Genomic DNA, 17,206 nt, shown 5'->3' on the forward strand with positions numbered 1-17,206 from the left:
CCGTCCAGTAGGACAAGCCGTCCGGCGTGGGGCGGGGTGGTGCCCCCGTTTCTATCGTCGCTCGCATGGTGGACGAAGAAACCTTGCTGTGCGGCGTGGCTATTAAAGTTGGAGGTACGCACGGCGACTGGCGTACGCGGAGAAACCGCGGGGGAGCCGTGCGCGGCCCACCGCACGAGGGTGCCGCCCGCCTGGGCACCCCGCCGGGACACATCCCGTGTGGGTGCCGCCGGCTCCCTGCCCTGGGCAGGGGGGATTCCCGCGTAGCACTCCTGGGACCACGACCGAGCAACGGACCGCCCCGGAGGACACCATGACCCTTCCCCTGACGCATCCCGCACTCTCCGCAGCCGACCCCGAGCTGGCAGCCCTCGTCGGCGCCGAGGAGCGGCTCCAGGCCGAGACGCTGCGGCTCATCCCCAGCGAGAACTACGTCTCCCACGCCGTGCTGGAAGCCTCCGGCACGGTGCTGCAGAACAAGTACAGCGAGGGCTACGCCGGCCGCCGCTACTACGAGGGCCAGCAGAACATCGACCAGGTCGAACTGCTCGCCATCGCCCGCGCCAAGGCCCTGTTCGGCGTCGAGCACGCCAATGTCCAGCCCTACTCCGGCTCTCCGGCCAACCTCGCCGTCTATCTCGCCTTCGCCGAGCCCGGCGACACCGTGATGGGCATGGCCCTGCCGATGGGCGGCCACCTCACCCATGGCTGGGGCGTCTCCGCCACCGGCAAGTGGTTCCGCGGCGTCCAGTACGGCGTACGCCAGGACACGGGGCTCATCGACTTCGACGAGGTGCGCGAACTCGCCCTCAAGGAGCGCCCGAAGGTCATCTTCTGCGGTGGCACCGCGCTGCCCCGCACCATCGACTTCGCTGCCTTCGCCGAGATCGCCCGCGAGTCCGGCGCCGTCCTGGTCGCCGATGTCGCGCATATCGCGGGCCTGATCGCGGGCGGCGCCCATCCTTCCCCTGTGCCGCACGCCGATGTGATCTCCACGACCACCCACAAGACCCTGCGCGGGCCGCGTGGCGCGATGCTGATGTGCCGCGACGAGCACGCCAAGGCCATCGACAAGGCGGTCTTCCCCGGCCTCCAGGGCGGCCCGCACAACCAGACCACCGCCGCCATCGCGGTCGCCCTCCACGAGGCGGCCCAGCCTTCCTTCCGTACCTATGCGCAGTCGGTCGTGGCCAACGCCAAGGCGCTCGCCGAGGAACTGCTCGCCCGCGGCTTCGCCCTGGTCTCCGGCGGCACCGACAACCACCTGATCCTGATGGACCTCACCCCCAAGGAGGTGCCGGGCAAGGTGGCGGCCAAGGCGCTCGACCGGGCCGGAATCGTCGTCAACTACAACACCGTCCCGTACGACCCGAGGAAGCCCTTCGACCCCTCCGGCGTCCGCATCGGCACCCCCTCCCTCACCTCGCGCGGTCTCGGCACCGAGCACATGGCCGCCGTCGCGGAGTGGATCGACCGGGGTGTGACCGCGGCCGGCTCGGGCGACGAGAACGCGCTGGCCGTCATCCGGTCCGAGGTCGCCGAGCTGATGGCCGCCCACCCGGCGCCCGGTCTGCCCCTCTAGGTATCGAGCAACTGCTGACGAGGCCCGGTCTCCGGCGTGCCGCCACCCCGCCCGAACGGCGGGCGCGGCAGCCGTGAGGCCAGTGGCCGCAGCACCAGAGCCAGCACCGCCCCGGCGGCCAGCCCCGGTATCGCCCACCACCAGTCGGTGGAGCCGTCAGTGGCGGTGGCGGTGGCCGTGGCGGCAGCAGGGTCTGTGGCAGGCGGCGCGGCAGACTGTTCCTCCGGCGCGCCGGCCTCGCCCGGGTTCTGGCTCTGGTCCTCGCCCTGCTCCCAGGCGGGCGGGGGCTGTGCACCGCCGCCCTCGCTCGATGTCCTGCCCAGCAGGCCCAGTTTCTTGACGAGCAGGAACAGGTCCTTCGGGTGGCCCGCCTTGTGCCAGGTGCCCTGCTGCGTCTCCATGTCCGTCGACGTATGGATCCAGACCACCTCGGGCCGCTTGCTCAGATACACCTGGTCCAGACGCCAGGGCTGAACATCGTGGACCAGCCAGGTCACATTGATCTGCCGGGTCCCGACCTCCATGTGGAGCCCCGGCGGCCGCTGCCCCTGCTCCCTTTCCGGCGAGGTCACCAGCAGGTTCGACAGCTCTGCGTAATCCTCGTCGGAGTAGTAGAGCGAGGCCGTCTCACTGCTCGCCGGAGAGGTGAGCAGCACGCTGGTCGGCCCTCCGGCCATCGCGCTCGGGGCGAGGAGCCAGGTCAGTGCGAGCACCGTTGCCAGCGCCGCAAGTCGTCGTAGCAGTCGCATACTTCCCCCAGCCGACGCTCGGTGCGGTCCGTCCGCACCGCGTCCGCATCACCTCTGGTACACCGCCCGCCCGCTTCGGGTTCCCGTTCGGGGAGAAGCAATCCGACGGCAGTCCGCCGAGACGATTCAGGACGTGGAATCCGCGATCTCCCGGGCCCGTCGCATCGACGTCACGCCCTCGAGCCGCAGCGTCGTCCGCTCGTCCGCGGTCGTCCACAGCAGCGTCGGGCCCGCTGTCCGTTCGCCCTGTTCCCATCCCGCACCACGGGCGTCGGTCATCCTGAACCGCAGCAGATGCGGCTCGGCGAACCACAGGCCCGTCCCGTTGGTCAGCTCCAGCCACTGGGGCATGAGCCGCGCCTCCTTGGCGAAACCGAGGTCCAGTTCCGCCGGGAACTCGTCCAGCCGAATCGTCCGGCCCCGCTCGCTCCAGCACAGACTGATCACCGACCGGCCCCCGGTCCCCTCGGTCAAGGAGACCGCTTCCGGCTCGCCGAGCCCGTCCGGCACGCGCGGGCGGAAGCCGCCGCGCCGCTCCGCCTCCGCCAGGGGCACCGGGGCGTGGCACCACGGCACCGTCCCCCCCGGCCGTGGCGGAGCCGAAGGGTCGTACCGGACCTCGACCCCACCGAAACCGAACCAGTCCGCCACTGCCGCCCGCACGGGGGGCGTGAGCACGAGAACCACCAGGACCCCGGACAGGGCGACCGACAGCGCCCGCCACCGCCTGCGCATCCACCCCAGCGCCCGCCGTCCCCGTCCCCGCCCGAGCCCGGGCCCGAGTCCGGACCTGGGCCCGGGAACAACGGGAGCAGTAGGAGCAGTGGGACCGGTCCGCGGCGCGGCGGCCGGCGGTGCACCTGGCGCGGCACCGAGCGCCGACTCGGTGAGGAGCTGCGCCAGCACCCGCTCGGCCATCGTTTCGCCGTCGACATCCGGGACCCTCATTCCGCGCCCGAGCTCCCGCAACTCCTTCCGCAACTCCTCGCGCTGGTCCTCCTCGCGCAACTCCTCGCGTTGGTCCTCCCGCACTGCCTCGTGCTCTTCCACATGCTCTTCCTCGTCACTCACACCCCTCACCTCCCTTCCCGGAAGGAGCCGCCCCAGCTTCCCCAGCGCGCGGTTCAGCCGGGACTTCACCGTGCCGCGCGGCCAGCCCAGCGCCTCGGCCGTCTCCGCCTCGTCCATCTCCAGCAGGTAGCGGTAGGTGACAACCTGTCGCTGCTCCTCGCTCAGCTTGTCCAGCGCCGCCAGCAGCAGTGCCCGCCGCTCCTCCGCCACGGCCGCCACCGCCGGGTCGGCCGACTCCGGTATCAGCGGCTCGGAGCCGAGCAGCAGGGCCTCCCGCCCCGCGAGCGCCCGCAGCCGCACCGCCGAGCGCACTGTGTTCCTCGTCTCATTGACCACGATCCGCAGCAGCCACGGCCGGAAGGCCGCACCGTCCCGGAACCGGTCCAGTGACTGGTACGCCTTGAGAAACGCGCACTGCACCACGTCCTCCGCGTCCGCCCCCGCCCCGAACGCCACAGCCGCTCTCAGTGCGACATTCGTGTGGGCGCGCACCAGCTCCGCGTACGCCTCTGCCTCTCCGGCGCGCACCTGTGCGATCACCGCAGCCTCGTCTACGACGATGCGGCCCCCCTCCAGGGTCCCCTCCCGCGTCCTCACACCTTTCATACACCGGCGGCCGGAGATCGGTTCCACACCTGAGAGAATGATGAACATGGCCTCAGACCGACCCCGCGCGCTCTCCGGTATCCAGCCCACCGCAGGCTCGTTCCACCTCGGGAACTACCTCGGTGCCATCCGTCAGTACGTGGCGCTCCAAGAGACTCACGACGCGTTCTACATGGTCGTCGACCTGCATGCGATCACCGTGCCGCAGGATCCCGCGGAGCTGCGGGCGAACACCCGGCTCGCCGTCGCCCAGCTGCTCGCCGCCGGCCTCGACCCCGAGCGCTGCACCCTCTTCGTTCAGAGCCATGTCCCCGAGCACGCCCAGCTCGGCTGGATCATGAACTGCCTCACCGGTTTCGGGGAGGCCTCCCGGATGACGCAGTTCAAGGACAAGTCCGCCAAGCAGGGTGCCGACCGCGCCACCGTCGGACTCTTCACGTATCCGATCCTGCAGGTCGCGGACATCCTGCTCTACCAGGCCAACGCGGTCCCGGTCGGTGAGGACCAGCGCCAGCACATCGAGCTCACCCGTGACCTTGCCGAGCGCTTCAACACCCGCTTCGGCCACACCTTCACCATCCCGGCGCCGCACATCGTCAGGGAGGTCGCGAAGATCTACGACCTCCAGGACCCGGCGATCAAGATGAGCAAGTCGGCGTCGACGCCCAAGGGCCTGATCAATCTGCTCGACGAGCCCAAGGTGACCGCCAAGAAGGTCAAGAGCGCCGTCACGGACACGGACACCGTGATCCGCTTCGACCCCGTCAAGAAGCCGGGCGTCTCCAATCTCCTCACCATCCACTCCACCCTCACCGGCAAGACGATCGCCGAGCTCGAGGCGGAGTACGAGGGCAAGATGTACGGGGCGCTGAAGACCGACCTCGCCGAGATCATGACCGATTTCGTCACCCCGTTCCGCTCCCGTACGCAGGAATATCTGGACGACCCCGAGACGCTGGACTCGATCCTGGCCAAGGGCGCGGAGAAGGCCCGTGCCGTCGCCGCCGAGACGCTGGCCGCGGCCTTCGACAAGGTGGGCTTCCTTCCCGCCAAGCACTGAGACCGGGCCGAGTCCGAGCAGAGTCCAGGGACTCTGGCCACAGGGACGGTGCAGCCGCCACACTGGCGGCTGCACACCCGCTCCACCGACGACCGACCCGACGACCGACCGAGACTGAGGAGAACGACGTGGGGACCGTAACGCTCGGCGTTTCGATCGCGGTCCCGGAGCCCTACGGCAGCCTGCTCCAGGAGCGGCGCGCGGGCTTCGGGGATCCCGCCGCGCACGGCATCCCCACGCACGTCACACTCCTGCCGCCCACTGAGGTCGACGCCGACACGCTGCCCGCGGTCGAGGCCCATCTCGCCACCGTCGCCGTGGCCGGCCGGCCGTTCCGGATGCGGCTGTCCGGTACGGGAACGTTCCGCCCGCTCTCGCCCGTCGTCTTCGTCCAGGTCGTCGAGGGCGCGGCCGCCTGCTCCTGGCTGCAGAAGCGGGTGCGGGACGCGTCCGGGCCGCTGGTGCGCGAGCTGCAGTTCCCGTACCACCCGCATGTCACGGTGGCGCACGGCATCGCCGAGGAGGCGATGGACCGGGCGTACGAGGAGCTGTCCGAGTACGAGGCGGCGTGGACCTGCGCCTCCTTCTCGCTGTACGAACAGGGCGCTGACGGAGTCTGGCGCAAGCTGAGCTCGTACGCGTTCGGCGGCGGAGGGGCCCCGGCCGTTCCCGCCCAGGGATCTCCGGTCGACGAGCCCGCCGCCACCCTCTGACCCGCCACCCCGGCCCGTAGTGCCACCCGGCCCGTCGTGGCCGCCCCGGCCCGCCGCGGCCACTGCGGCCCCCGGCCGACGAGGCCGCCGTGGGCGTCAGACGGGCAGCCTGCGCAGGACCGGCCGTGGCACGTGCCGCAGCGCCGACATCACCACGCGCAGTGCCCCCGGTACCCACACCGTCTCCGACCTGCGCCGCAGCCCCAGCTCGATGGCCACGGCGACCGCATCCGGAGTGGTCGCGAGCGGTGCCGGAGCCAGTCCCGCCGTCATTTTCGTCCGTACGAATCCGGGGCGTACGACCATCACCTGCACCCCTGTCCCGTGCAGCGCGTCCCCCAGCCCCTGCGCGAAGACGTCCAGACCCGCCTTGCTCGAGCCGTAGATGAAGTCGGCCCGGCGGGCCCGCTCGCCCGCGACCGAGGAGAGCACCACCAGCGAACCGTGTCCCTGGGCCTGCAGGGCGCCCGCGCACACCAGGCCGGCCGAGACCGCGCCCGTGTAGTTGGTCTGCGCGACCCGGACGGCTGCCAGCGGCTCGGCCTCGTCGTGCGCCTGGTCGCCGAGGACACCGAAGGCGAGCAGCACCATGTCGATCTCGCCCTCCGCGAAGACCTTGCCGAGCACCTCCTCGTGAGCGCCGGGGTCCAGAGCGTCGAAGGCGACGGTGCGGACGTCCGTGCCCGGCGTGCCCAGGGTGCGCAGGCCGTCGGCCGCGACGTCGAGCGCGGCGGACGGACGTCCTGCGAGCCAGACCGTACGGGTGCCACGGGCGATGAGCCGGCGGGCGGTGGCGAGGCCGATCTCCGACGTACCGCCGAGGACGAGCAGGGACTGAGGAGTGCCGAAGGTGTCCTTCATCGTTCAGTTCTCCTAGAGAGAGTCGGGTCCGAACCGGCCCGCAGTAGACATGAACGTGACCGTATCGCCACCTATGAGCCCTTTGTTCTGTGCATCACCGGACTCGCCGAAATGGGTGATTGACCGAGTGTCAGCGGGGGCCCGGACGCTCGGACTTCGTGTGGGGGGTACGCGTACGACATGGACTGGCTGATCAAGCTCCCCGTCATCGGCCCCCTCGTGGCCCGACTGATGCGCACCCACGCCTGGCGTTCGTACGAAACTCTCGACCGGGTGCACTGGGCGCGCCTCGCCGCCGCGATCACCTTTCTCAGCTTCCTCGCGCTCTTCCCGCTGATCACCGTCGTCGCGGCGGTCGGCGTCGCGCTGCTCGACAAGGAGCAGCTGAGCCAGCTCGAGGACAAGATCACCGAACAGGTGCCGGGGATCTCCGACCAGCTCGACGTCGACTCCCTGGTCGCCAACGCGGGCACGGTCGGGCTCGTCGCGGGTGCGTTGCTGCTGGTCACGGGCATCAGCTGGATCGGTGCGATCAGGGACTGCCTGCGTGCCGTCTGGGAACTGGACGACGAGGACGAGGGCAACCCCCTTCTGCGCAAGCTCAAGGACGGGGGCGTACTGCTGGGCCTCGGCGTGGCCGTGCTGGCCTCGCTCGCCGCCTCCGGGCTGGGCTCCACCGCCGTCGGATGGAGCGCGGACCGGCTCGGCTTCGACGAAGGCGGAGCCAGCGGCGTACTGGTACAGATCGCGGCGCTCGCGGTCGCCGTACTCGCCGACTTCCTGGTCCTGCTCTACCTCCTGACGCTGCTGCCCGGAGTGCAGCCGCCGCGCCGCCGTCTCATCGTGGCGGCACTGATCGGCGCGGTCGGCTTTGAACTGCTCAAACTGCTGCTCGGCGGCTATATGAGGGATGTCGCGTCCAAGAGCATGTACGGAGCCTTCGGTGTACCGATTGCCCTGCTGCTGTGGATCAACTTCACCGCGAAGCTGCTGCTGCTCTGCGCCGCCTGGACGGCGACGCAGAGCAGGGAGACGGCCGACGAGGAGACGGCCGAGGAGAAGACGGACGAGAAGAAGACGGCCGAGGAGAAGGCGGCAGGCGAGGAGACGACTAGCGGCGGCGCAGCGGCCAGCGGCGGTTGACCAGGAAGACTCCGGCCGCCAGCATCACCAGCACCCCGCCGGTGATGGCGAGCGCGGTGGCGACACCGCCGGAGCTCTCCTGCTCGGCGGCTGTCTTCGCCGGGGCGCCCTTGCCGTTCTTGGCCGCCTCAGCGCCGCCGGAGGCACCGGCGCCGGCACCCGCACCGGTCTGCGCGGACTTCGGCGCGACCAGCTCGCCGACCGGCTTGACCTTCCCGGCCGCCGTGAAGCCCCAGTCGAGCAGCCGGGCGGCTTCCTTGTAGACGGCCTGGCTCTCGTCGGACTCCGGGTTCATGACGGTGACGAGCAGCACCTTGCCGTTGCGCTCGGCGACACCGGTGAAGGTCGCGCCCGCGTGGGTGGTGTTGCCGTTCTTGACGCCCGCGATGCCCTTGTACGGGTCGATGCCGTTGGCACCGGTGAGCAGGCGGTTGGTGTTCTGGATCGCGAACGTGCCGCGTTCCTCGCCCTCCTCCTGCTCGCCGGGGAAGTCCGCGCTCACCGTCGAGCAGTACTCCCGGAAGTCCTTCTTCTGCATGCCGCTTCGGGCGATGAGAGTGAGGTCGTACGCGGAGGAGACCTGGCCGTCGGCGTCGTAACCGTCGGGCGAGACGACCTGGGTGTCGAGTGCCTGCAGGTCCTCGGCGTGCGCCTGCATGTCCTGGACGGTCTTGGCGACGCTGCCGTTCATCGAGGACAGGACATGCACGGCATCGTTGCCGGAGCGGAGGAAGACGCCGAGCCACAGGTCGTGGACGGTGTAGGTGTGGTCCTCCTTGATCCCGACCAGGCTGCTGCCCTCGCCGACATCGGCAAGGTCGGTGTCCGCCACCTTGTGGACTGTGTTCTTCGGCAGCTTGGGGAGCAGTGTGTCCGCGAAGAGCATCTTGAGGGTCGAGGCCGGGGGCAGCCGCCAGTGGGCGTTGTGCGAGGCGAGCACGTCGCCGCTCTCGGCGTCCGCGACGATCCAGGAGCGGCCGCTCACGCTCTTGGGCAGGACGGGCGCGTCGGGGCCGAGGCTGACCTGGGTGCCCGGCTTGCCGAGTTGGGCGCCGCCGACCGTGGACATGGAGGCCGGGGGGTTCGGATGCTTTCTCTTGTCTGCCTTGTCGTCACTGTTGTCGGCCGAGGCGGGCGCGGCGATGAGAACGGGCAGCAACGCGGCGGCTACGACCGTCAACGCGGTCTTGTTCAGAGCAGACACGGACGAGAACGTACATGGCACTGCGGAAGATATGGACATCGGCTCGATGACCCGCCGGGAGCGACGCCGGGACAGCCCACCCCGGGCAACCCGACCGGAGGACGCCCGCGATACTGGTTCCATGAAGCTCAGCCGCCCCGTCTCCTGGTTCCTGCTCGCGTTCGGGGTATGGAGCTGGGTCATCTGGGTCACTTTCGTCAAGAACCTGTGGAAGGACGGCAGCGGGCTCGCGTTCGACGACGCGGGTGACCCGACCGGATACTTCTGGGTCCATCTGCTGCTCGCCATTACGTCCCTGCTTCTGGGGACGGTCATCGGCGTGATCGGGTTGCGTGGCGTACGCGCATTGCGCCGAGAAGCGCACCGGGAACAGCCGAGAAGCGCACAGGAATAGGGGAACGCGCCGTGCTGGTGGTCGTCCTGCTCGTGATGGTCGTGGTCTTCGCCCTGCTCGGCGGGGTCCATTGGTACGTGTGGCGGCGGCTGGTCCGCGACACGACCGAGCGGGGCAGTGTGGTCCGCCGCGTGGGCACGGTCGCTGTGTGCGTGCTGCCCGTGCTGTCCGTGGGGGCGCTGGTTTCGGGGCGCTCCGGGTTTCCCTTCCGGCTTCAGCAGGCGCTGGCGTGGCCCGGGTTTCTGTGGCTGGCGGTGCTGCTGTATCTCACGCTGGCGCTGGTGGTGGGCGAGGCGCTGCGGCCGCTGCTGCAGCGGGTGCTGGAGCGGCGGGCAACCGGGCGGCGGGCAACCGGGCGGCAGGCTGCCCCCCACGCCCCCCAAGCCTCCGAGTCGTCGCACGGCCCGGTGCGGGTGAGCCTCACCACGGCGGAGACGCTTCCCACGGGAGGGGATGCCTCGGCTCCGGGCGACGGTGCGGTGGTGTCTGTGGGCGGGGACGCGGTGCCGGCCGCCGAGGCCGGGGTGCCGGGCTCCGCGGGCGCGAGCCACACCCTCGCCGGGCGCGGCACAACCGGACCTTCGGCCGGCACAACCGGACCCGGACGCGGTGCCGGTGCGGGTGCCGTCACGGGAGGCAGCCCCGAAGCCCCCGAACCCGTAGGAGGCGGGGTCTCCCTCGCGGACGCCCAACCCGATCACGAGCCCGAATCCGTCGAGCGCACGGAATCCGTCGAGCGCACGGAACTCGCCGACTCCGCCGTCTCCGTTGATTCCGCCGACTCCGCTGATTCTGCCGCGCACAGCGGTCTCTCACGGCGGATGTTCGTCTCTCGTATCGTCGGCGGAGGCGCGGCAGCCGTCGCGCTCGGGACCGTCGGATACGGGACGTACGGCGTGCTCCGCGGCCCACGCGTCAAGCGAGTCACCGTGCCGCTCGCCAAACTCCCGCGCGCCGCCCACGGGTTCCGTATCGCCGTCGTCAGCGACATCCATCTCGGGCCGGTCCTGGGCCGCGCCCACACCCTGCGGATCGTCGACGCCATCAACGCCACCACGCCCGATCTGATCGCCGTCGTCGGTGACCTCGTCGACGGGAGCGTGGCCGACCTCGGGTCCGCCGCCGAGCCGCTCGCGCAGTTGCGGGCACGGCACGGGGCCTTCTTCGTCACCGGCAACCACGAGTACTTCTCGGGTGCCGACGCGTGGGTCGACCATGTCCGTGAGCTCGGGCTCAGACCGCTGGAGAACGACCGCGTCGAGATCGGCGGTTTCGACCTCGCTGGCGTCAACGACATCGCCGGCGAGAGCGAGGGCGAAGGCCCCGACTTCGTGAAGGCGCTCGGCGACCGGGACCGGACCCGTGCCTCGGTGCTCCTCGCGCACCAGCCCGTGGTCATCCATGACGCCGTCGACCACGCTGTCGACCTCCAGCTGTCCGGGCACACCCACGGTGGTCAGCTCTGGCCGGGGAACTACCTGGCGGAGCTCGCCAACCCGACCGTGGCCGGGCTCGAACGGTACGGAGACACCCAGCTGTACGTGACCCGGGGAGCGGGCGCATGGGGACCGCCCGTGCGGGTGGGGGCCTCGTCCGACATCACCGTCGTACAGCTCGCCTCCCGCCAGGCGTAGCCAGAACTCGCGACCCCGTCTCCCGCCGGGCGCAGCCAGAACGGACGGCCCGTCTGCCGCCGGTCCCGGCCAGGGCTTACGGCCCGATGGTCCGGGCGTCGGCCGGGAGCGCGACCATGACCACGAGCCCCTCGCCCGGCGCCGTCCGGACCGTCACCCGGCCGCCGTGCGAGGCGACCACCGCCTGCACGATGGCCATGCCGAGCCCACTGCCCACGGGCCTGGCACCGCCCGGGCCGTCCGTCTCGCCACTCGCTGTCTCGACGCTCTCCGTCCCGCCCACCGCACGGAAGAAGCGGTCGAAGATACGGTCGGCGTCCTCCGGGGACATCCCGGGCCCCTCGTCCTCGACCCGCAGCCACACCGTCCCGCCACCGCCACCGCCTCTGTCACCGCCTCCGCCCCTGCCACCGCCTTCGTCGTTCCCGCGGGCCAGCTCCACCCGCACCCGTGCCTCGGCCGGGGTGTGGGCGCGGACATTGGCGAGGAGATTGCCGACGACCTGCCGCAGCCCCGACTCGTCGCCCTGGACGATCATCGAGCCGTCCGCCCGGACGGCGAGCGGTCGCTGCGGCTGCTGCGCGCGCAGATCGTCGGCCGCGTCCCGTACCAGACGGCTCAAGTCGACGGGGGACATGCGCAGTTGAGGCTGCTGGTCGAGGCGGGCCAGGGTGAGCAGTTCGTCGACGAGCCGCCCCATCCGGTCCGCCTCGGCGTTCATCCGGGCCAGCGCCCTGGTCCGTTCCGCGGGCTCGCGCAGCATCCCCTTGTCGTACAGCTGGAGATAGCCGCGGATCGCGGACAGCGGCGTACGCAGCTCGTGCGACGCGTCCGCGACGAACCGCCGTAGCTGGGCCGCGCTGTGCTCGCGGGTCTCGAAGGCGGACTCGACCTGGTGGAGCATGGAGTTGAGGGCGACCCGCAGCTGTTCGATCTCGGTGACGCGGTCGCGGCCGGCCGGCACCCGGCGGGTCAGATCGCCCTCCGCTATGGAGGAGGCCGTCTCCACCATGTCCTCCAGCGGACGCAGCCGGTGCTGCGCGCCGAGCATGGTGAGCAGCGCGAGCAGCGCCAGCAGGACGGTGCCGAAGGCGAGATCGAATCTGAGGGCCTTCTTCACCCCGTCGCGCACGGCCTCGGTGTTGGTCGCCATCAGGATGTACGTTCCGTCGCCGAGACGCGCACCGGTGGTGCGGTACGGATCGCCGCCCAGGCTCAGCTCGGCCATCTCGTCGGAGCGGGTGAGGGCGGCCGGGTCGTCCACGGCGGCGGCGAGGCCGCGCTGCCGCTCGGTGGGCGCGACTCCGGCGAAGGAGATCGGCGAACCCTTCGCGTCGAGGGCCACCAGGATCGTCTCTGGGGGCGGCAGCGTACTCGCCCCCGTCTTGTCCGGCTCGAACTGCTCGCGCAGCGCGCCGATCGCGCTCAGCGAATCGATCTGCTTCCGGGTGAGCCCGGCGCCCTGCAGGGCGTTGCGGGAGGCGATCAGCTCGGAGTCCACGCTGTCGAGCAGATAGTGCCGCATGCCCATCAGGCTGACCACGGTGGCCGCGACGATGCCCAGGGCGAGCAGCGCCAGATTCACCAGGGTGAGCCGGGCACGCAGGGAGTGCATTCCGCGGGGCCGGCGCTTTGTGCGGGCCGTGGAAGGCCTCATGCGAGTCCGTATCCGACACCCCGCCGTGTGGTGATCAGCGATGGCCCCAGGGGATCGAGCTTGCGCCGCAGGTAGCTGATGTATGTCTCGACGACGGTCGACTCGGCCTGATGCTCGTACTGCCAGACGTGGCGCAGCAGTTGCTCCTTGGACACGATGCGCCCGCCGTTGCGTACGAGGAAGCGCAGCAGCGCGTACTCGGTGGGGGTGAGCAGCACCGAGCGGCCCGCGCGCCGCGCCACGTACGTCGCATCGTCCAGCTCCAGATCCCCGTACCGCAGCGGCGGCCGCACCGGCAGCACGTCGGTGGCTCTGGTGCGGCGCAGTACGGCCCGGATACGCGCCACGACCTCGTCGACATTGAACGGCTTGGTGAGGTAGTCGTCGCCGAAGCCCAGCGCTCCCACGATCTCGGCGGGGGCGTCGCGTGCGGTGACGAAGACGACGGCCGTCTCGGGGTACGCGGCGCGCAGTTCACGCCCCAGCACCCGCCCGTCGCCGTCCGGGAGCATCACATCGAGGAGCGCCACATCGGGGCGCGTCTGCTCTGCCAGTCGCTGCGCCTGCCGTACGCCTGTGGCCGTCATCACCTCAAAACGGTGATAGCGCAGGGCGATGGCGAGGACGTCGGCGATGCTCGGCTCGTCCTCGACGATCAGCACGGTCGCTCCCTCATGGCTCATGCCCTCAGTATCGGCCGGTCCGCCGTTCGGGGGACCGGTCCCTGTCTTGGAGTTCCTTGAGAGTCGTGGCCGCGCCACGCCACGGGCAGCCTCCGGCGCCGATTCTGGGAGCGGACCGAGGGGGACCCGACGAACCGGCGAAACCGATGAAGGGGCAGGAATCGTGGCGGCTTTGGCACGGTGGCGCTATCGGCACCGGCTGGTGGTCCTGGTGTTGTGGGTGGGGGCGCTCTTCGGCCTGGGAGCCGCCGGCAGCACGGCAGGCACCAACTACTCGAACGTGTTCAGTCTTCCGAACACCGACTCCACACGGGCGTACGACGTGATGGCGGACGCCTTCCCGGAGCAATCGGGCGACACCGACACAGTGGTGTGGCGGGTCTCCGAGGGTTCCGCGCGCGATGCGGCGGTGCGCGAACGGCTGGAGCCCGTGCTCAAGGAGATCGCGGGCATGAAGGGTGTCGGCGAGGTCGCGAGCCCGTACTCCGCGGCAGGCGCGGCACAGATCAGCAAGGACGGGCGGATCGCCTACGCCCGGGTCACCTTCGTCGAGCAGGCCAACGCCGTGCCGAAGAAGCTGGTCGAGGACGTCGTCGAGACCGCGCAGTCCGCGGAGCGTAGGGGTACCTCCCAGGCCGAAGGCAGCGGCGGAGGACTACAGATAGAACTCGGCGGACAGGCGATCACCCGCGTCCAGGAGCCGCCGACCGGCACGGCCGAGCTCGTCGGCATCGCGGCCGCGGCGGTCGTGCTCTTCCTCGCCTTCGGCTCGTTCTTCTCGATGCTGCTGCCGATTGTCGTGGCGGTCTTCGGCGTCGGCACCGGAATGCTGTCGACCATGCTGCTGAGCCATGTGACAGATGTGCCCGAAGTGGCGCCGCTGCTGGGCTCCTTGATCGGCCTCGGCGTCGGCATCGACTATGCGCTGTTCATCGTCACACGGCACCGCAAGGGCATTCTGCGGGGCGCCGCGCCCGAGGACGCGGCGATCACCGCGCTGAACACCTCCGGGCGTGCGGTGCTGTTCGCGGGCGGCACGGTGTGCATCGCCCTCGCCGGCATGCTCGTGATGAACATGCGCTTCCTCGACGGCGTGGTGATCGCGACCTCGCTGACGGTCGTCCTGAGCGTGCTGGCCGCGATCACCTTGCTGCCCGCGCTCCTCGGACTGCTCGGGCCGCGGGTGCTCAGTCGGCGGCAGCGTCGTCGGCTGGCCGCCGACGGCCCGGAGCCGACGGAGTCGAGCGGCGCCGCCGCCCGCTTGTCGGCGTACGTACAGAAGCGGCCGAAGTCGACCGCGCTGGTCGCGGTCGTGGTGATGGCGGCGCTCGCGATCCCGGTGCTGTCGCTGCGGCTCGGCGCGACCGACCAGGGCAACCACCGGGAGGACACCACCACCCGGCAGGCGTACGACCTGCTCGCCGAGGGCTTCGGGCCCGGCTTCAACGGGCCGCTGCAACTGGTCGCGCGGGACGCGGAACCGGCCGCTGTCGCGAAGCTGGTCGAGGTGGTGCGGGCGACGGAGGGAGTGGCCCAGGCCGTCGCGCTGCCCTCGCCACCGGACTCCGGCGTCGCGGTGATCCAGGTCGTCCCGGCGACGTCACCGCAGTCCGAGGAGACGGACCGGCTGATCGACCGGCTGCGCGACGAGGTGATCCCGCAGTCGGGCGAGCAGGTTCATGTCGGCGGAGTCACCGCGATCTTCAAGGACTTCGCGGCGGTGACGGGCGACCGGCTGCCGTACTTCATCGGGACGATCATCGCGCTGGGCTTCCTGCTGCTGCTGATCGCGTTCCGCTCGCTGGTCGTCCCGCTGACCGCCGCCCTGATGAACCTGATCGCGGCCGGGGCCTCCTTCGGCGTACTGGTCGCGATCTTCCAGTGGGGCTGGGGAGCGGAGGCGCTGGGCGTCGGCAAGGAGGGCCCGATCACTGCCTTCCTGCCGGTGATCATGCTGTCGCTGCTCTTCGGGCTCTCCATGGACTACCAGGTCTTCCTGGTCAGCCGGATGCACGAGGAATGGGTGCATACGAAGGACAACGCGCGGGCGGTGCGGGTCGGCCTCGCCGAGACCAGCCGGGTCATCAACTGCGCGGCGCTCATCATGATCTGTGTCTTCAGCGCGTTCGTGCTGAGCGGCGACATGGAAGGCGCGATGGCGGGCATCGGGCTGGCGGCGGCAGTGGCGCTGGATGCGTTCATTCTGCTTACGGCTCTGGTGCCGGCGGCGATGCATCTGCTGGGGCGGTCCAACTGGTGGTTGCCGGCGGGGCTGGAGAAGCGGCTGCCGCATCTGGCGGTGGAGCCGCGGGAGGACGTGCCCGCGTCTGTGGTTCCCGGGCCGTCCGCCGGGCCGTCCGCCGGGCGGTCCCTCGGGTCGTCCGTCGTCCATGGCTTCGTCCGTACGGAGTCGGGCGAGCCGGTAGGGGACGTTGTCCTCACCCTCGCCTCGTCCGGGGGCCGTCAGGTCGACCGGGTGGAGTCGCTGGCCGACGGCTCGTACGTTCTGTCCGCTCCGGCCGGGGGCGCGTATCTGCTGGCGGCGACGTCGGGGCTCCGCGAGCCATGGGTCCGCAACATCACGGTCGGCGGCGACCCGCTGGTCCACGACGTGGTCCTGTCGGATTCCGCCGTGCACCAGCCATAGCTCAGGTCAGGGCTTCTTGCGGGCGGCGACAGTCTCCGCCATCCCGGGCAGGAAGTCCGTGAACAGCTCATGGACTTCGCGTACGAGCGGCCGCAGCACCCGGAACCGCGAGAGTGCGACCCCGCGCGTGGTGAGCCGGGCGCCGCGTTCGGCGAGGCGCCTGCTGCGCTCCCGGCCTTCCGAACGGTCGAAGACCCAGTACAGGACGAGTCCCATCTGGGACAGCCACATCAACTCGGGGAGGATGTCGGCAAGCTCGTCGGCGACCTTGGCTTTCGAGCCGGCCAGTACTTCCCGGTGGACGGCGATGGCCGCCTCGCGGGCGTGTTCCGACTCGGGGGAGAAGGGGCTGAGCGGGCTCTCCGGGTCGGCCGCGTTCTTGAAGAACTGGGCCGCGAACTCGTGGTACGGCGCGGCAATGTCCAGCCAGGCTCTCAGCACCCCGGCGAGCCGGGCCTCCAGGTCGGTCTCCCGGTCCAGGACCGGCCGGACCGCTGCCTGGTGTTCGGCGGCGATCCGGTCGTAGAAGCCCTGGACCAGGTGTTCCTTGGAGCTGTAGTAGTAGTACGCGTTCCCTACGGAGACCCCGGCCTCCTTGGCGATGGCCCGCATGGTCGTCTTGTCGTAACCGCGCTCCTGAAAGAGCCGGAGCGCGGTCTCGAGGATGAGCGTGCGGGTCTGCTCGCTCTTGGGGGCCTTCACTTCTGTCACGGTGTCCGAGCCTAACCGGGGACGGAGCACTGGTCGTCGCAGGGCGTACCGACGGCCCCTCCTGGCTCCGCGCCCGTCACCGCGCCCGCGTCTGTCCCCGTCACCGCGCCCGTCCCCGTCCCCGTCCGCGCGCCCGCCCCGGTCGCCTCGCGGTACTTGGCCGCCGCGAGCATCGTGACGCGTACGAAGGGCGCGCCGGCCGGAGTGGCGAGCCAGTGGGCCTTGGGCCGGTGCTCGGCCAGGGCCCAGAGGCAGACGATCCAGGCGGCCTGCCCGGTGAAGATCTGGCCCTTGTCGCCGATGACGGTGATCTCCCGCATGGTCCGGGTGTGGTCGAGGCGCGGGTACCTGCGCCGCGCCTCGGCCGACCCGGCGGGCACCATGTCCAGCGGTACGAGCTGCCGCTGCCGCAGCAGCCAGCTCCGCAGGTGGACGCAGAGGGAGCACTCGGCGTCGTACAGGACGGTCAGTCTGCGAACCGGGGTACCCAT

The 17,206-nt window shown here is 70.6% G+C and carries 14 protein-coding genes, 1 pseudogene and 1 riboswitch; of the genes and pseudogenes, 7 read left to right on the top strand and 8 right to left on the bottom strand.

From position 1 onward, the window contains the following. Nucleotides 1–113: 113 nt before the first annotated feature. A riboswitch (ZMP/ZTP riboswitch) is annotated at nucleotides 114–204 on the top strand. 109 nt (nucleotides 205–313) lie between these two features. Continuing rightward, nucleotides 314–1,582 carry a serine hydroxymethyltransferase gene (gene glyA / locus OG883_RS02910; RefSeq protein ID WP_266534517.1) on the top strand — a complete coding sequence of 423 codons (1,269 nt, stop codon included), beginning with the start codon at nucleotides 314–316 and terminating at the stop codon, nucleotides 1,580–1,582. Here glyA and OG883_RS02915 read toward each other — a convergent pair. Both OG883_RS02915 and OG883_RS02925 read right to left on the bottom strand, forming a co-directional pair. Beyond that, the gene (locus OG883_RS02915) at nucleotides 1,579–2,331 is read right to left on the bottom strand and encodes a hypothetical protein (RefSeq protein WP_266534520.1); all 753 of its coding nucleotides are present in this window, start codon (nucleotides 2,329–2,331) and stop codon (nucleotides 1,579–1,581) included. The two genes, glyA and OG883_RS02915, sit on opposite strands and share 4 nt — an antisense overlap. A 1,089-nt stretch (nucleotides 2,332–3,420) precedes the next feature. Beyond that, nucleotides 3,421–4,008: pseudogene (locus OG883_RS02925) on the bottom strand (RNA polymerase sigma factor); the annotation flags it as partial. Between the two features lie 46 nt (nucleotides 4,009–4,054). Between OG883_RS02925 and trpS the strand changes: the two are divergent. Further along, the gene (gene trpS / locus OG883_RS02930) at nucleotides 4,055–5,068 is read left to right on the top strand and encodes a tryptophan--tRNA ligase (protein WP_266534523.1); all 1,014 of its coding nucleotides are present in this window, start codon (nucleotides 4,055–4,057) and stop codon (nucleotides 5,066–5,068) included. Nucleotides 5,069–5,196: 128 nt separating this feature from the next. Beyond that, nucleotides 5,197–5,781, top strand: a complete 585-nt coding sequence (locus OG883_RS02935) for a 2'-5' RNA ligase family protein (RefSeq protein ID WP_266534526.1) — start codon at nucleotides 5,197–5,199, stop codon at nucleotides 5,779–5,781. Between the two features lie 96 nt (nucleotides 5,782–5,877). On the opposite strand, the gene OG883_RS02940 is transcribed toward OG883_RS02935, so the two are convergent. Further along, a complete protein-coding gene (locus OG883_RS02940) occupies nucleotides 5,878–6,642 on the bottom strand; it encodes a decaprenylphospho-beta-D-erythro-pentofuranosid-2-ulose 2-reductase (protein WP_266534529.1) in 765 nt (254 codons plus the stop codon). A gap of 180 nt (nucleotides 6,643–6,822) precedes the next feature. Between OG883_RS02940 and OG883_RS02945 the strand changes: the two genes are divergently transcribed. Further along, entirely contained in the window at nucleotides 6,823–7,785 is a 963-nt protein-coding gene (locus OG883_RS02945) for a YihY/virulence factor BrkB family protein (RefSeq protein WP_266534532.1), read from the top strand. On the opposite strand, the gene OG883_RS02950 is transcribed toward OG883_RS02945, so the two are convergent. After that, nucleotides 7,754–8,989, bottom strand: a complete 1,236-nt coding sequence (locus OG883_RS02950) for a D-alanyl-D-alanine carboxypeptidase (protein WP_323180869.1) — start codon at nucleotides 8,987–8,989, stop codon at nucleotides 7,754–7,756. The two genes, OG883_RS02945 and OG883_RS02950, sit on opposite strands and share 32 nt — an antisense overlap. A gap of 121 nt (nucleotides 8,990–9,110) precedes the next feature. On the opposite strand from OG883_RS02950, the gene OG883_RS02955 reads away from it, so the two are divergent. Both OG883_RS02955 and OG883_RS02960 read left to right on the top strand, forming a co-directional pair. Further along, nucleotides 9,111–9,383 carry an SCO4848 family membrane protein gene (locus tag OG883_RS02955; protein WP_266534537.1) on the top strand — a complete coding sequence of 91 codons (273 nt, stop codon included), beginning with the start codon at nucleotides 9,111–9,113 and terminating at the stop codon, nucleotides 9,381–9,383. An 11-nt stretch (nucleotides 9,384–9,394) separates the two neighbouring features. Beyond that, on the top strand, nucleotides 9,395–11,017 hold the full coding sequence (locus OG883_RS02960; protein WP_266534540.1) for a metallophosphoesterase: 1,623 nt from the start codon (nucleotides 9,395–9,397) through the stop codon (nucleotides 11,015–11,017). 76 nt (nucleotides 11,018–11,093) lie between these two features. Here OG883_RS02960 and OG883_RS02965 read toward each other — a convergent pair whose 3' ends face one another. Next, nucleotides 11,094–12,632, bottom strand: a complete 1,539-nt coding sequence (locus OG883_RS02965) for a cell wall metabolism sensor histidine kinase WalK (protein ID WP_266534543.1) — start codon at nucleotides 12,630–12,632, stop codon at nucleotides 11,094–11,096. 38 nt (nucleotides 12,633–12,670) lie between these two features. Beyond that, nucleotides 12,671–13,357: a response regulator transcription factor gene (locus tag OG883_RS02970; protein WP_266534545.1), complete on the bottom strand. Its 687-nt coding sequence runs from the start codon at nucleotides 13,355–13,357 to the stop codon at nucleotides 12,671–12,673. A gap of 172 nt (nucleotides 13,358–13,529) precedes the next feature. Here OG883_RS02970 and OG883_RS02975 point away from each other — a divergent pair, with 172 nt between their 5' ends. Further along, a complete protein-coding gene (locus OG883_RS02975; RefSeq protein ID WP_266541184.1) occupies nucleotides 13,530–16,004 on the top strand; it encodes an MMPL family transporter in 2,475 nt (824 codons plus the stop codon). Nucleotides 16,005–16,010: 6 nt separating this feature from the next. Here OG883_RS02975 and OG883_RS02980 read toward each other — a convergent pair whose 3' ends face one another. Both OG883_RS02980 and OG883_RS02985 read right to left on the bottom strand, forming a co-directional pair. After that, a complete protein-coding gene (locus OG883_RS02980; RefSeq protein ID WP_266534547.1) occupies nucleotides 16,011–16,715 on the bottom strand; it encodes a TetR/AcrR family transcriptional regulator in 705 nt (234 codons plus the stop codon). Nucleotides 16,716–16,726: 11 nt separating this feature from the next. Further along, nucleotides 16,727–17,206, bottom strand: a complete 480-nt coding sequence (locus tag OG883_RS02985) for a thiol-disulfide oxidoreductase DCC family protein (RefSeq protein ID WP_266534550.1) — start codon at nucleotides 17,204–17,206, stop codon at nucleotides 16,727–16,729.

It is taken from the genome of Streptomyces sp. NBC_01142 (assembly GCF_026341125.1).
Lineage (GTDB): Bacteria > Actinomycetota > Actinomycetes > Streptomycetales > Streptomycetaceae > Streptomyces.

Coding starts and splice junctions, on each gene's coding strand:
- glyA (WP_266534517.1), top strand. CDS start 314: ATGACCCTTCCCCTGACGCATCCCGCACTCTCCGCAGCCGACCCCGAG.
- OG883_RS02915 (WP_266534520.1), bottom strand. CDS start 2,331: ATGCGACTGCTACGACGACTTGCGGCGCTGGCAACGGTGCTCGCACTG.
- trpS (WP_266534523.1), top strand. CDS start 4,055: ATGGCCTCAGACCGACCCCGCGCGCTCTCCGGTATCCAGCCCACCGCA.
- OG883_RS02940 (WP_266534529.1), bottom strand. CDS start 6,642: ATGAAGGACACCTTCGGCACTCCTCAGTCCCTGCTCGTCCTCGGCGGT.
- OG883_RS02945 (WP_266534532.1), top strand. CDS start 6,823: ATGGACTGGCTGATCAAGCTCCCCGTCATCGGCCCCCTCGTGGCCCGA.
- OG883_RS02955 (WP_266534537.1), top strand. CDS start 9,111: ATGAAGCTCAGCCGCCCCGTCTCCTGGTTCCTGCTCGCGTTCGGGGTA.
- OG883_RS02965 (WP_266534543.1), bottom strand. CDS start 12,632: ATGCACTCCCTGCGTGCCCGGCTCACCCTGGTGAATCTGGCGCTGCTC.
- OG883_RS02970 (WP_266534545.1), bottom strand. CDS start 13,357: ATGAGCCATGAGGGAGCGACCGTGCTGATCGTCGAGGACGAGCCGAGC.
- OG883_RS02985 (WP_266534550.1), bottom strand. CDS start 17,206: ATGGGTACCCCGGTTCGCAGACTGACCGTCCTGTACGACGCCGAGTGC.